This window comes from Sulfuricurvum kujiense DSM 16994 (assembly GCF_000183725.1).
Taxonomy (GTDB): Bacteria; Campylobacterota; Campylobacteria; order Campylobacterales; family Sulfurimonadaceae; genus Sulfuricurvum; species Sulfuricurvum kujiense.
On sequence record NC_014762.1, the window covers coordinates 2,129,180 to 2,145,061 of the forward strand.

The window sequence follows — 15,882 nt, forward strand, 5'->3', positions numbered from 1 at the left end:
ATAGGTGATGATCAGGAATGGACTAAAATGAAGAAAGCCTCTACTCCCATAAAGAGAGCAGAGGCTGATAGATTCTTTAAGTCCGAAGACTTAGAAGAAGATTTACGCGATTTCGATAGTGTGGCTAGTAGCATTGAACGAAGCGTGGCTAAGATCAACAAGACCAGTGATTTTAATAATATCATCAGTACCATTAGTAAATGAAGTAGCACTTGAATCATTTTCAACTACATAAGTGTTTCCTTGGAATTGGAACCAAGTTACATCTGTAGCAGCACTAGTTTTAATAGCTTCATTTGCATAGTCTTGGAAGACAGCAGTTGAAGCAAGAGTAACAGCAGTCGCTTTGAATACTGTTGAATTCGTAAGGATAACATCTCCAGCTGAAAGATCAGTGATAGTTGAATATGAGTTAACATTTGACAACTGAGTCGTCATGTCAAATGTATCGTTACCCGCCCCACCTGTCAATGTAGCAAGAGTACCAGCAACAAGTGTATCGTTACCTGCTCCAGCGATTAATGTTTGAGCACTACCTGCAGCAGTAAGATGATCATCACCAGCACCACCAGTGATAGTGGCACTGTTTACAGCAGAGCTGAATGTCAAGTTACCAGTCAAAGCAGATGCATTAACAGACGTCAATGAAGCACCAGCAGCTGTCAAAACAAGATCAGAATTACCATCGATAACAACTGATTTAACAGCAGCATCTGACAATGTCATTGTCGCTTCGCTGATTGTTGCAGCACCAGTAGTTGTGTTAACAGGTGTAATATCAGTCGCAGTAATATTCACTGTTTCAACACCCGCAACATCAACTGTTCCGAAAATAAGATCTGCAGCATTCACTTTTGTAACGATGTTGAAGCTATCCGCCGTTGTGCTTGTAGCATCAGTCATTGTAACTATCGCGCCAGAACCAGCATCAGTAAGTTCCAATGTACCGTTGTTAGCCATGTTACTAATAGTAAGTGCCGGACTTGTACCACCAGTCGCAGCGCCAGTAGTAGTTGTAGCAACAGCACCAAATGTTACACCAGTACTATCAGTATCAACAGTAGTAGTGTTACCTTCATCTACACCTGCATCGTATGTTACTGTTACAGTATCAGTTGCAGCGTTGTATGCTACTGTATTAATCGTTGTAGCAGAGTAATTTGCAGCAGCGATAAGAGCACCCACTTGGTCAGCTGTTAAACCAGCTGTAACCGCAACAGCTACACCCTCAATAGTAATGTTACCTGCGTTAGAATCGTAAGCAACTGCATTATCCGCTATTACAGCTGCACCCGAAGAGACTGCAGTACCGTCTACAACAGTTACAGCACCAAAGTTTGCCGTAGCAGGGTAAGTAATTGTTACAACACCTAAAGCAGATGTAGCAGTAACAGCCGTTGTAGTCGTAGCTGGACTTGTTAATATTTGTCCATTTATAGCTGCAGCAACTGCAGCAGCTATTTGTGTTTGATTTTCAGTACCCAGTAATGTCACAGTAATACCGCCTACAATAATAGTACCAGCAGTAGTAGTTACCGTATTTGTATCAAAATTGATAGTTTGTTGTTCAGGAACTGCAGCACCTGTACCCGCTGTTACTGTAAACGTTTGAACTTCAGCAATTGCACCACCCGTAGAATTCGCACTTACAACATAAGAGATATCATCCATATTTGCAAGGTTTACTGTACCAACAGCAGCTGCAGCACCAAGGCTCAATTTCTCAAAACTTGTAATTTTAGTTTCGAATGTTGTTGTTGCAGAAGCCGTTACCGCATCAGCAGCAACCATAACCAATGTATCTGTACCATCTCCAGCGATCATTTCTGATGTCAATGCAGTAGTACCAGTAGCCAATGTCAATGAATCGTTACCAGCACCAAGATTTACCGCTTTATCAACAGTAGTTGATGACAATGTTACAGCGTCTACACCTGCACCACCGGTATACGTTGCAAGGTCAGCATTAACCGTTGCAGTTACCGTTCCTGTTGTTGCTGTAGTGTTAACCGCAGTAACGTTTGCACCTGATGCATCAATTGTCAATCCAGCAGAACCTGATACTGTAACTGTTTCAAGAGCTGTCAAAGTTGCACCTGTCAAATCAACCGCTTTACTACCAGCAACAGTCAATGTTTCAACACCAGCTGCTGTCAAAGTAACATCTGAATCAGTACCAGCAGTAGTGATGTTTAATGTAGTGTATGTAGCACCCGTTGCAACTGTTGAACCTGTAGTTAAGTTATCCAAGTTTAATGCCAATGTTGTTGCAGCAGTATTTGTAACCGTTACGCCAGCTGCGCTGTTCGCAAGTGTCAAAGATGTCAATGCATCAGAAGCAATTGTAGAAGTACCATAAGCGTTCAAAGAAACCGTTGACAATACATCTGTACCTGTGATGTTACCATCAACAGTTACTCCACCGTTAACAACACCGAGAACACCTGTTACACCTGTTGCACCTGCAGTACCTGTCGAAACAACAGCAAGAGTAGCATTTGTTGCAGCTGTTACTGCAGCAGTACCATTTACAGCTGTAAATGTAACTGAACTGTGTGTTGCATCAACCGTTGTAACAGCACCCGTTGTCCAAGCTGCAGCAGATGTACCTGTATATACACCGTTTGCAGTCGGTCCCGTACCTGCTTGTTTGTCACCAGCAGTTAAACCACTAAATGCAGCAGCAACTTCAGCAGCAGTAAGATCTTTTCCAGCAGTAAATGTCAAACCATTAACAGTAACAGCAGTACCAGAAGTAACCGCAGTAAACGTAGCAGTCGTTGTAGCAGCAACAGCAGTAGCAGCAGTTACAGCAGCTACAGCAGCTTTAGCAGCAGTTTGGTTTACCGTGATTGAAGTTGTAGCAGCACCACCAGTAGCAGCAATCGCAGCACCAGTGATAACACCAGGAGCACCTGAAGTTGATGCCGTTGTAATAGCTGCAGCAGAAGCTGTAATGTTTTCTGTAATAGAGATAGATGAACCACCTTCAACAGTAATGGCAGCTGCGGTTCCAGCACTTGCTAAAGCTTCGTTAGCAATAACCGTAATAGCACCACTTGCCATATCCGTTGCAACGTTAGCAGCTCCAGTGTCACCAACTTTAATAGTACCCGTAGTACGCCCTGATGTAGTAAGATCAACCGTTGTACCACCATCGATTGCGATATTTCCTGTTGATTGGTTTGTATCGGTTACAGTGATAGTGCCAGCATTTACTGCTCCACCACCGATCGTGATAGCAGTTGTAGCAGTTGCATCAGAAACTGTTACATTTTTACCACCATCAACGATGATTGCACCTGTAGAACCAGATACAGATACATCTGTTGTTGTTGCAGCAGTTACCGTCGCAGCAGTTGAGGTCGTAACAGCAATAGATCCAAGACCAGTTACATTTGTACCACTCACATCTGCGGTCACAGTATTGTCACCACGGATTGTCATACTTTCAATGTTGCTGATTTGCGCAGTTGTAGACATCTTATAAGCAGCACCGCTAGCACTTGTAAGCGATAAAGTATCTGTACCTGCGCCACCATCAAGAACATCAAGTCCACCAAGAGTGTTAACTGCTGCAGTGATATCATACGCAGCAACAAAAGTATCGTCATTCGCAGTACCTGTGAAAGCTGCTCCAGAATCTACACCCGTAGTAAGTGTGTAAACTTGGCCTTGAGAAGCTGTGCCTGCAGTAACAGAATCAGATACAGCCGTTCCTACTGACGCTTGAGCAGCCGTCAATGTAGCTTGTGAATCTGTAACTGTTGACAACCACGTTTTCGCTGATGATACAGCTGCAGTACCGCTATACCCTAGGATCTCAGCCGTTGTGTCCATAGCATCTGTAAATGCTTGTGCCGCAGTTGTTTTGTTGCTAAGTGCCGTAACGTCTGTATTTTGAGCACCTGTCATGATGGCCCATGCTACATTTCCAACGTTAAATGTACCGTTATCTAGTCGTGTTGACCAGTATGTCAAACCGTCTAATTCCGCATCTCTGCCAAAAAGGTTATTGTAAAGGCTGTTTACGATAAATGCACTTGACTGGCCAGCATATGCGTTTGCATACTCTGCAGATGCGCTAAAAGCATTGATAACCGCTGAAGGGCTACCATTTGCCGCCGTTATTTGTGCTTCCCAGTACTGAAGACCCATCACATCAGCAGGTCTGCCAAAGTATGCGATGTACATTTTTTGAATATCTAAGTTTGTTGCCATTAAAGACTCCTCTGATTTGTCGTAATTTTGAATATCCTCGAGAGATACCATACTAAAAGCTTTTAGCGCTAATTCTCTGCACTGTGCTAATAATATCACACTTTAAATTAAGATGTCAATTAAACTTCACTATATTGCACCAAATCATCAAATATTACGCATAGGAACCGATAAAGCCTGTTTAGGATTCCAAAAGATAACCTTCTCCCCTGCAATCCCTAAAGCTACGGTTTCCTCCGGATGTTGGAAAAAAAAACGATTTCACACTTTTTTTATAATCAATGTTTAATATCAGTATTTATAATTACGACATTGTAATATTCGTCGCTGCTAAAGGATCAATACGCTAAAATAATATTTTATTTCAATAAATAATAGGGATGGATATGCCAAAAACTATTAAATCACGTTTGATCCATTTTATCCTTGCGTACTTACATAGACATGCACGACTCAAGAGCTTTATCAAAACCATTATGCATTCTAGTATGCCGATGCGTCGACTCAGCGAAAATATGTTGTATATACGTCCACAAATGGTGCAAAAAGAGGGTGTTTGCGGGAAAAGAGCGAAACGCGTATACTCAAAACTTCGAAAGGGAATAGATGAAGCTCACAATTGACACACAGGGGCTATGCGGACTGAACAAACATAGAGGGATCGGGAGGTTCGGGACGGCACTCTTAGAAGAAATGCTCAAACAGCTCCCTGCGACTGACACCGTCACGGCACTGTTTAACGATAACCTGGATGCTACGACGCTATCTATTGAGACGCAGAGCATCTTTTTGCCCAAAGGGAGCCAATACCGAATCGAAAGTAGTCATTATCGCTACCGTTTAGGTGAAAAAATCGTAGCACAAAGCGTCGATGAGACGAATGCCGATGTATTTTTTGTCATCAATTTATTCGAAGGTTTTGCAGATGGCTGCGTGTGTACTCTGAGCCATAGTTGTATCAATGTGGTTATACTCTACGATCTCATACCGCTTGTGATGCGCGATGTGTATCTGAACGATCCACGTATGGAGGCTTGGTACTTCGAACGGTTGGCACTTTTGAAAAAAGCGGATGTGATTTTGTCAATCTCGGAGCATTCAAAAAGTGATGCAGTGCGTTTACTTGAAATAAATCCCAAAAAGATAATAACAATAGGATGCGACGTCGAAGGGACTTTTGCAGAAAAAAATATCACTCAAGAGCGCAAAGAGGCCGTGCTAAAACAGTACGGCATAGATAACCGATTTATCATGTATACGGGCGGAATAGATAAAAGAAAAAATATAGAGGGGATTATAGAGGCGTATGCTCTTTTGCCTAAAATAACTAAAGAAACATGCCAATTACTCATCGTATGCAGCGTGAATGAGGAGCAAAAGCGAGAGATATCAGCATACGTGCAGAAACTCGCTGTGGCAAAAGAGTGTGTTATTATGAGCGGATATGTAAGCGATGACGTGCTTATGGAGCTTTATAATCTATGCGATTTATTTGTATTTGCCTCTTTGTACGAGGGATTTGGGATGCCAATACTTGAAGCGATGCGCTGCGGTGCACCTGTCATAGGCTCCAATAACAGCAGTATAAAAGAGATTATTGAGATATCCGAAGCACTGTTCGATCCAAGAGATGCACAAGAAATGTGCGATAAGATGGAAAAAGGGCTGTATGATGAAGCATTTCGCGCGCAGTTAAGGGAAAATTCCCTCGTGCAGAGTCAGAAATACCGTATAGAAACATGTGCAGCGAAAAGTATTTTGGCATGTAAAGAGGCTGTATCTTCCGCGAAGAAGGTGCCAGGATGCAAAAACATCACCGCAGCGACAAAAGAAAAACTTGCGTATATCTCGCCTTTGCCAGGTGAAAAAACAGGGATAGCGGACTATAGCGCCGAGCTGCTTTTTGAGATGCTGAAGCACTATGATGTAACCGTTATCACCGATCAGGCACACTATGAGAAAAAGAGAGTGCCCGAGGGGCTTATCGTGCAAGGAAGCGAATGGTTCTTAAAAAATCATTCTCTTTTTGCACGGAGTGTGTATCATTTTGGGAATTCGCATTTTCATGCGTATATGTTTGGATTACTGGAAAAGTGCCCCGGCATCGTGGTATCGCACGATTTTTATATGAGCGGCGCTATAGGATGGCTGGATCATTATGGCGGAATACCGGGGGCATACCCTGCATCACTCTACTATTCACACGGGTACAAGGCACTCTTGCGACAAAAAGAGAATCCGAAAGAGTGCGGTTGGGAATATCCGTGCAACAAAGAGATACTTGATATGAGCGTCGGTGTGATCACTCACTCGGCCTATCAAAAAGATTTGGGGGAAACGTTTTACGGCACGGGATATTCACGTGATTGGGAGGTCGTCCCGCATCTGAGAGTATTGAAAGAGGGTGTGGCAAAAAGAGCGGCACGGACAAAACTGGGAATAGAAATGGACGCATTTGTGATTTGTTCATTTGGGTTTATGGGGGTACATAAACTCAATGAAAAAGCGTTGGAAGGATTTTTGCAATCGAGTCTTGCGGAAAATCCGCGATGCAAACTGGTGTTTGTCGGGGCCAAAAGCGATGATGCCTATAGTGCAAACATCGTACAAAGAATCAAGCAAAGTACAGCACGCGAGAGAATCACAATCACTGGATTTGTTGATAATGAAGCCTACGAAGATTATTTGGAGGCTATGGATATTGCGGTACAGCTGCGAACAAAATCACGAGGTGAAACTTCAGGAACCGTTCTGGATGTAATGGCACATAAAAAAGCGACGATTTTGAATGCGCACGGGACGATGAACGATTATGGCGAAGATGTTTGCGTCAAACTTGAAGACGAATTCAGAGTACAAGAGCTTTCTGAGGCTTTTGAGAAGTTATTTGAAGATAAAGAATTTCGCGATGCCAAAGCGATGCAAGGCTATACCTACGTACAAAAATATCACGATCCCGCGATAACAGGCAATGCATACAGAGAAGCTATCGAGCGCATTTACGAAAAAAATCGCTATGTTAGACATAACATGCTTATCCATGATGCGATAGATTTGAGCAAAGCGTTTAATGCTGGTAATGATGATCTGAACGAATGTGCCGTAGCTTTGGCAAAAAATTTTCGTCCGCATTTGCAGATGCAGATGTTTTTGGATATATCGGAGCTTGTCAAGCAAGATGTAAAGACGGGGATACAGCGTGTCGTACGCTCACTCGTGAGCGAACTCATCAAAAATCAATCGAATCGCTATCGTGTGGAACCAGTGTACTATGAAAACGGTACTTATGTGTATGCGAGGAATTTTACAAGCCGTTTATTGGAAGCTGCAAGCACGTATGAAGACGACTGCGAAATTGAGTACGGCAAGGGAGATGTTTTTGTCGGGCTGGATTTGTCGTTACAAGAGAGCGTATTTGCTGCAGAACGATTACGGAAAATGCGAAGTGCGGGGGTGAAAATAAGCTTTGTAGTGTACGACATCTTGCCTGTGCTGCATCCTGAGTGGTGGCCTAAAGGTGCTTTTGAGCTTTTTAGCGGATGGCTTGCACATATTGTCCAAATATCAGATACCTTGCTGTGTATATCCAAGTCGACCCAAAAAGATGTCGAACAGTACATTTCTACGCGGGGTATCCACGATAATGTGCCAGATGTGACCTATTTTCACCTTGGTGCGGATGTAGCGAACAGCATCAGCAGCAGCGGCATAACCAAAGAGCAATCGGCACTTTTAAAGACACTGAATTTTGACAATACTTTTTTAATGGTAGGAACGATAGAACCTAGAAAAGGATATGAGGAAACTTTAGATGCGTTCGACCTACTATGGAGCAAGGGGGGCGAGAATAAACTGCTCATAGTCGGTAAACAAGGCTGGATGGTTGAGCCGGTTATACAACGTATTAGGTCACATCAAGAGCTAAATAAAAAACTTTTTTGGTTTCATGATGCGAGTGACGAACTTTTAGAAATATTCTATGAAAAATGTAACGGACTTTTATTGGCTTCTTACGCTGAGGGCTTTGGACTGCCAATTATAGAAGCTGCGAAGTACAACATGCCCATGTTAATACGAGATATAGATGTGTTTCGCGAAGTAGCCCAAGAGTCTGCCATTTATTTCACTAGTAGAAATGCAAGTGAATTGGCGGAGGCTATCGAGAAGTGGAGCATAGGATACCAAATGGGTAAAGTCCTTTATCCCTCAGGCATACACGCTCTAAGCTGGAGTCAAAGTGCGCAATGGCTTGAACACATCGTATTAGGCTAAGACTTGAGCAAGCTTGAAAGCTTGCGAAGCCATGCGGTATATCGCCATGATTTACTTTTGAAAATGGCGTCGAGCGTGATTTCCAGATGATGAATTCTTGCCAGGATATTTGATAATTGTCTGTCTTGTTCGTGGAATTTGGCAGCATATTTTTCGTCATAGCGTAGCGCAAGCCGGGTGAGCGTCGTGCCATACTCTTTCGTAAAAGGTTCATTGCAAAGTTCGAGAACATCTTCCGAAGCGTGTTTTTGAGCGACTATCGCGTAGTTTGGGCTTACTCCGCCTAAAACATCCATCAAAGAGATCTGATTTGAGTCGTTTAGCAGAGCATTTGAACCGTGGAGACGGAGAGTTTTTTGTTTTGAAAAGCCGCAGAGCTGCACCAAAAATTCTAAAAGCATCGGCGGCAATGGCTTTGAGTGTGTCGGATCGATGTAAAAATCAACCGTTGAAACAATGATATTTTCGGGGTTTGGCGTTTCTAAAATCAGCAAACCACCCTCTTTTAAGACTCGCATAGAGGATTGCACAAGTTTTGTAAGCTGTTCAAAGGGTATATGTTCTATCAAATGAAAAGCTGAAAGGATAGAAACTGACGCATCTTTCACGTCATCAAGTGCGGCTATCGCATCGGCGCATAGTACATCAAGAGAACGTTTTTGGCATTCGGAAAGCATATTTGCATCCATGTCAATTCCTTTTGCTTTGAAACCGTGTGAGGTTACTAGTTCAAGCCATTCTCCTCGTCCACACCCCAAATCTAGGCACAAAGGCACTTCCTCTATGCTCTTAAAAGGTAAAATAAAGGGAAGATACACTTCTAATCTCTTAGCTATAGATTCTCGGGAGCCTCTGTGTGTATCTTCAAAACTTTTGTAAAAACTATCGTTCATCGTATCCCTTTGCAGTTATTATTCGCTCGTTCTGAGTTGTCCTAAGACGTATAGTCTGTATGAGTGTATCGTAAAAATTATCCCAATTATGACGTTTATAGTTTTTTCGAATGTCTGATTTTTTTTGATTATAGTGTACCGTATCGTTAAGATACGAGGAGATAATATCGATTAGCGCTTCTTTTGTATCGTGCCCGATATAGTCTACATAATCCTGCCCTACTTCTATCAAAGAACTATTTTTTGATGCTATGGTTATATTGCCGTATTGTAATGACTCGGCTACGGGGAGCCCGTAGCCTTCGTAGCTTGAAATATATGTCACAAGAAAAGCATTCTGATACAAGATATCAAGCGTCACATCATCAACGTCGGTTAGGTGATGCACGTAAGTATCTTTGAGAGGATGAAGATTAAGACGGTGTATAAATGTTTCTACATTCCACCCTATAGCACCTACAAAAACCAGATGCAAATCGGAATATCGCGCATGTAATCCTTCAAAAGCTTCAAGTACGAGCGGCTGTTTTTTTCTCGGTTCTATCGTCCCTACAAATAAAATATATTTTTTTGATATAAGCGGGATTGACGTAGTGTGATTCAAACGCTTTGGAATCAAAAAATCTGAACCTAAAGGGATAACCATTGAGGCGATTTTTCTTGTGTGGTTTGTTTGCTGCTTCATTGCAAAAAAATCGTTTCTTGCCGAATGTGAATCAAAGAATACAAAATCCGTATATTCAAATACTGACTCTATAAATAACGGGAAGTTCGTTTTTGTTATTTCTCGCGCTAAATCAGGCAATAAAAGAGGTGTCAAATCGTATATAAAATTATATATTTTGTAGTTACTTTGCTTAAGTCTTTTGTATAGTTCATCTCTTTTCTGTGAAAAATTCCAAACAGAATCTATATCTAAAAAAATTTTCTCCCGTATAATTAAAATATCAAATAAATCTATCTCTGATTGCGTACGAAATTGATAGTTTTTGATATCTTGCATAAAATCTTTGATCTCATGCTTGTCTAAACGTTTGTATGTTTGGGTGTGATCATCATAATAAAGAATGTTGAGATCGTACGTATCGCAAACTGCTCTGGATAGAAACTCTCTAATAACTCTTTGAATACCTGTTATAAGTCGGGTTTTGAGAAATGAAGAAATATCTATAAAAAGTATCATTTGCTTGGTATTTCTCTAAAGTAGATCTGCGGTTTGAGTTTACAAACTCCTACAAAATGTTCCCCTTGTATACCTGCGACCTCAAAAACGGCTGCGTTATCCAACCAATGTGCGCAGTTGTTCAAATGTGTGTCTTCGGAATGGATAGCTGCTGTGATACTGTAGTTACCGCTGCCTAAGTCGAGTGGAAGCTTATAGGTACAAATAGCGTGTGTATTTGCTCTAAAATTTATATTGAGTTTATGATGATATGTATTCGTTCCAAAAATATCTTGTCCGAATCTATCTCGAATCATAATACCTACAGTCATGTTGTGCAATTCTTTTTTAGAATATATAAAAAGCTCTATGAGTGCATTTTCACCTGAACTTATAACATTTGAGTTGGAATTTTCGCCTCGTATCGTTATATTCGTAATTTCTGTATCAAAAGTACCGAAAGAACTTTCTACACCGTCTTTAATACTCATTTTTTCTTCATGGTCGTTGAGCTTTGAGATAAGAAAGTTATAGCTGTTAATAACATCTTCAGCATCTCCCTCTTTTACAATTTCGCCGTGGTTAAGCAAAATAACTCTATCGCAAAGAAGTTTGAGAGAATTGAGGTCGTGCGATACATAAATAATACTCATATTTGCCGCTTTTCTTTCGTTGAGCATTCTTGTGCATTTTGCAGAAAAGTGTGCATCACCTACACTGAGAGCTTCATCGACTATAAGAATTTGCGGCTCCGAAAAAATGGCTATAGAAAATGCGAGGCGCATACTCATGCCCGATGAGTATGATTTGATAGGCTCATAAATATAATCGCCCAGTTCGCTAAAAGCGATAATGTCTCTGATCTTGAGGGCTATCTCTTGCTCTGACATGCCAATAAGCGTCCCATTTAGGTAAATATTTTCATACCCAGTCATCTCACTATGAAAGCCTGTACCAAGTTCTAAAAGTGCCGTTACTCTACCATGTCTAAGTACTTCGCCAGAGGTCGCTTCGATGACGCCGGCTATAATTTTTAGTATAGTAGATTTACCTGCGCCATTGACTCCAATTATGCCAAGCGTCTCACCCTCGTATAAATCAAAACTTATGTTTTTGTTGGATACGAACTCTTTATGGAAGTTTCTCTTACTAAAAATTTCTTTGACTCTGTCAAAATTATTTTTGTAAATTTTGTAAATCTTGGTAATATTTTTTACTTCCAGAACTTTTTTCATTATATTTCTCTACTTTTTAGAATCAAATCTTTTGTGCTTTTATGCCAATCTTGCCAAGTGAATTCTTCTACAGACCTGAGCTTTTTGGCTTGTATTACCTTCACTAAAGCCTCAGAATCGGATAAGTCGAAATACTCTATTTTATCACGCCCTATCTCTCTGTGGATCGGTGTATCGGAAGCTAGAACAGGGAGCTTATAAAACATGCTTTCGATAATGGGAAGACCAAAACCTTCGATATGGGAAGCAAATATGAGGGCTTTTGCATGTTTATAGGCGTAGATGAGTGCGTTGTCATCTGCGTCTTCAATCAAAAAAAGTTTTTTATTGTAGTTGACATGAGATTGAATTTTGGCAATGAGTGTTTCTGTCTTCCACCCTTTGCGTCCGATCATAATATAAACTGCATCTTCACCTTTTTGCCATAAAGTGTCAAACGTATCTAGAATATAAGAATGGTTTTTACGTGGCTCAATAGTGCTAACCGTGATATAGGTATTTGGATTATAGAAGTTATTTTTGAAGCTTTGCGAAACCTTTGTCTCGTCATATTCTGTTGCGAAATCAGCACCTAAGTAAAAATAGTCGAATTTTTCTTTTGGCATATAAGGGTCAATGGTACTTTTGATATAGGCGTATAGCTCTTCTTTAACCGTGTTAGAGATTGCTATGTAGCCGTCTATGTATGGGATGGCTTTTTTGTACCACTCTTTTTGTGCAGCAATCAAATCAATCGTAAAAAATTCAGGGTGCGCTATAGGGATAATGTCATAAATAAGCGCTACGATTTTGACATTTTTTTGTTTAAGTTTTTCAAATAGTTTATAATTGTTGTAAAGCCATGTCGAATCGATGAGGAGCAAAATATCGTTTGAATTTATGGTAACTTTTTTAGTTGGGTCTATTTTTTTTGAAAAAAGAAGTTTGTCTGTGAATTTATTTAAGACAATACCCAAAGTCGGTGCATATAAGTATTGTCCTAGTTTCTTTGGTAATATAAAATCTAAAAATGCTCGTGTTGTCGTGTATATTTTTTTGAATATCAGTTTGAGCTCATTATTTTTTTTGTTACCAATCGGAAAATCATCAAATTTATAGTAGTTACCTGCGTGTAAGATAACAGGAACAATTTCACAATTCGTCTCTTTTGAAACTATGGGAATATGACGTACTATGTTTTTTACAACTCTTTGGATGCCTGTGCCTAGACCTGAGTTGTAAGTGTGTGTACAATCTAAATAGATACAGATTGGCATATTTAAAGAATATCTTTGATAGTTACGATCATTTTTTTGTACAAATAACCCGCTAAAATAAGCAGCAATACGGTTATAACAGTAATCATGGCTGCATCATAAAGCGAAGGAGCTTTTGCGTAGAGAAAAATCTCTTGATAGATATTGGCAAAATGAAAAAATGGGTTGTAGGTCAAAAGAAATGGATATTTATTGGCAAGCATCTCTTTCATATATACAATTGGCGTCAGCCAAAACCAAAGCTGTATAACAACCGGCATTGCTTCTTTGAAGTCTTTGAAAAACGGCGTAAAAAGTGAGAAAATGACACCCAAAGCAAAAGCTAATACCGTTTGTAAAAAAAGAATTGGGATAAGATACAAAAAAGTAAGGGTGATGGGATGTTGGACAATAAACAAAAATATAAGTGCTAATGTATAGGAGAGAAGAACGAGAGCAAACTCAGTGATTATAATACTAATCTGGTACACATAGGCGGGAACACTGATTTTTTTGATAAGGTTTGCTTTGTCCAAAATGGAGCTGTTAAGACGTATTAAAATAGTACTAAAAGAGGTCCATGCCAAAAGACCGGGGACAAGATAAATACTATACGAATAGTTATTATCTACAATAGCAAGTTTCATTTTCATAAAATCAGAAAAGACAACCGTATAAATGAGAATAGTAATAATAGGTGAGAGGATATACCAAAATCGTCCCAATCCTGTACCTACATAACGCTCCTTAAAGTCTCTTTTTGCAAAGCTGAACGCCAGCATTATATTATATTTCAATCATATAACCTTTTAATATTTGAAAAGTTATTATATCAGTATTGCGTTAAAAAAAGCCACCCGTTTTGTAAATAGTGTGCATGTGAGCATCTTTCATGTTATAATTTTTGTACTTAAGATGAAATACCAAGGGTATATTTGTGAAAAAAGCAATTATTACAGGAATTACAGGTCAAGACGGTGCTTATTTAGCTGAACTTTTATTGGAAAAGGGATATGACGTATACGGAACATTCCGCCGTACCAGTTCCGTCAATTTTTGGCGTATCGAAGAGCTGGGGATCGAGTCTCATCCCAATCTGCATCTTGTAGAATACGATCTAACTGATCAAGCCAATACGATCCGCATGGTCATGGAGATTCAACCTGACGAAATCTATAATCTCGCGGCGCAAAGTTTTGTAGGGGTTTCGTTTGAACAGCCTCTCGCCACAGCACACATCACGGGTCTGGGAGCGGCACATCTGCTCGAAGCGATCCGCATCGTTAATCCGAAAATTCGTTTCTACCAAGCCAGTACCTCGGAAATGTTCGGAAAAGTTCAGGAAATTCCTCAAAAGGAATCAACACCGTTTTATCCGCGCAGCCCTTACGGCGTCGCCAAACTGTATGCGCACTGGATGTGTATCAACTATCGTGAAAGCTACGGCATATTTGCTGCCAGCGGTATTTTATTCAATCATGAATCCCCGCTGCGCGGACGGGAGTTTGTAACCCGAAAAATCACCGATACCGTCGCTAAAATATCTTTGGGAAAACAAGATATTCTGGAACTTGGAAACCTCGATGCTAAACGCGACTGGGGATATGCGAAAGAGTATGTAGAAGGGATGTGGCGTATGCTCCAATGCGAGGAACCCGATACTTATGTACTCGCAACCAACCGTACCGAGACCGTACGTGATTTCGTCACAATGGCGTTTAAAGCGGTCGGGACTAAGCTGGAGTTTAAGGGAGAAGGGGAAAACGAAATCGGTGTCGACACCGCCAGCGGAAAAACCGTCGTACGTATCAATCCTAAGTTTTATCGCCCTGCCGAAGTAGAACTTTTGATCGGAAATCCGGAAAAAGCAAAACGTGAACTGGGATGGGAACCATCGACCACACTCGAAGAGCTATGCGCCATGATGGTCAAAGAGGATTTACGAAGGAATACCGTTGGCTTCAGCTTCTAAACGGCTGTTGATAACCGGGATCGAGAGTTTTACGGGGAAATATATCCGTGACATTTTCGAATCGCACGGGTATGAAGTATTCGGTACGGTTTTAGGAAAAACATCCGGAGATCGTATCTATACGTGCGATATTACCCAAGCCGATCAGATTGATGCGGTCATCGCGCACGTACGCCCCGATACCGTTATTCATCTTGCGGCAATTACCTTTGTACCGGATGGGAATTCGGTAGACATTTACAATGTAAACCTGTTTGCGACACTCCATCTGTTAGATGCTTTGGTTCGGCATGCGCTGCCGTATCAAAAAGTCATCTTGCCGAGTACCAGTAATGTGTACGGAAATATCCCCCTCGAAGCAATCCACGAAGAGATATGTCCTCAGCCTCTGTCGCATTATGCCCTGAGCAAGTACGCAATGGAGCAGATGGCACGGAATTATTTTGACCGCCTCCCGATTCTTTTAACCCGTCCGTTCAACTATACCGGAGCCGATCAGGCCGAACGGTTCGTCATACCGAAGATTGCGGCACATTATCGGGAGAAAAAATCGGCAATGGAGCTCGGGAATATTGATGTTTACCGCGATTTCAGCGACGTTCGGGATGTTGCTGAAGCTTACTTCGTCTTAGCCGAATCTGCTGTCTCATCCGAGATATTCAATATCGGATCAGGTAAAGTCTTCTCTCTTCGGGAAATCATCGAAATGGCGGAATCAGCCTCAGCTCACCGACTGGAAATTCGTACCAATCCCACATTTGTGCGTTCTAACGAAATCGAGCGGCTGGGAGGCGACAATACCCGATTGAAAAATCTCGGATGGAAACCCCGCCATACAATGGAAGAGACGATCCGCTGGATGATTAATGCTTCTTCGCTTTAAAAAGGGATA

General features: G+C 41.1%; 9 protein-coding genes. 3 read left to right on the forward strand and 6 right to left on the reverse strand.

Features of this window, described 5'->3' with window-relative positions:
• Positions 1-102: 102 nt before the first annotated feature.
• Positions 103-4,320 carry a beta strand repeat-containing protein gene (locus SULKU_RS10620; RefSeq protein WP_151174303.1) on the reverse strand — a complete coding sequence of 1,406 codons (4,218 nt, stop codon included), beginning with the start codon at positions 4,318-4,320 and terminating at the stop codon, positions 103-105.
• 507 nt (positions 4,321-4,827) lie between these two features.
• On the opposite strand from SULKU_RS10620, the gene SULKU_RS10630 reads away from it, so the two are divergent.
• Positions 4,828-8,493 carry a glycosyltransferase gene (locus SULKU_RS10630; RefSeq protein ID WP_013460969.1) on the forward strand — a complete coding sequence of 1,222 codons (3,666 nt, stop codon included), beginning with the start codon at positions 4,828-4,830 and terminating at the stop codon, positions 8,491-8,493.
• On the opposite strand, the gene SULKU_RS10635 is transcribed toward SULKU_RS10630, so the two are convergent.
• The 5 genes from SULKU_RS10635 to SULKU_RS10655 are packed head-to-tail and all read right to left on the reverse strand — an operon-like array spanning position 8,490 to position 13,815.
• Positions 8,490-9,386 (reverse strand): class I SAM-dependent methyltransferase, encoded by an 897-nt coding sequence (locus tag SULKU_RS10635; protein WP_013460970.1) that lies wholly within the window; start codon positions 9,384-9,386, stop codon positions 8,490-8,492. The genes SULKU_RS10630 and SULKU_RS10635 overlap by 4 nt on opposite strands.
• Positions 9,376-10,569: a glycosyltransferase gene (locus SULKU_RS10640; protein ID WP_013460971.1), complete on the reverse strand. Its 1,194-nt coding sequence runs from the start codon at positions 10,567-10,569 to the stop codon at positions 9,376-9,378. Before SULKU_RS10640 ends, SULKU_RS10635 begins: the two co-directional genes overlap by 11 nt.
• A complete protein-coding gene (locus SULKU_RS10645) occupies positions 10,566-11,783 on the reverse strand; it encodes an ABC transporter ATP-binding protein (RefSeq protein ID WP_013460972.1) in 1,218 nt (405 codons plus the stop codon). The genes SULKU_RS10640 and SULKU_RS10645 overlap by 4 nt, the downstream gene beginning before the upstream one ends.
• Positions 11,783-13,039, reverse strand: a complete 1,257-nt coding sequence (locus SULKU_RS10650; protein ID WP_013460973.1) for a glycosyltransferase family 4 protein — start codon at positions 13,037-13,039, stop codon at positions 11,783-11,785. The genes SULKU_RS10645 and SULKU_RS10650 overlap by 1 nt, the downstream gene beginning before the upstream one ends.
• Before the next feature lie 2 nt (positions 13,040-13,041).
• Positions 13,042-13,815 (reverse strand): ABC transporter permease, encoded by a 774-nt coding sequence (locus SULKU_RS10655; RefSeq protein WP_223175448.1) that lies wholly within the window; start codon positions 13,813-13,815, stop codon positions 13,042-13,044.
• A 140-nt stretch (positions 13,816-13,955) separates the two neighbouring features.
• On the opposite strand from SULKU_RS10655, the gene gmd reads away from it, so the two are divergent.
• Together gmd and SULKU_RS10665 are read left to right on the forward strand one after the other, a co-directional pair.
• A complete protein-coding gene (gene gmd / locus SULKU_RS10660) occupies positions 13,956-14,990 on the forward strand; it encodes a GDP-mannose 4,6-dehydratase (RefSeq protein ID WP_013460975.1) in 1,035 nt (344 codons plus the stop codon).
• Positions 14,974-15,873: a GDP-mannose 4,6-dehydratase gene (locus tag SULKU_RS10665; RefSeq protein WP_013460976.1), complete on the forward strand. Its 900-nt coding sequence runs from the start codon at positions 14,974-14,976 to the stop codon at positions 15,871-15,873. Before gmd ends, SULKU_RS10665 begins: the two co-directional genes overlap by 17 nt.
• Positions 15,874-15,882 lie beyond the last annotated feature (9 nt).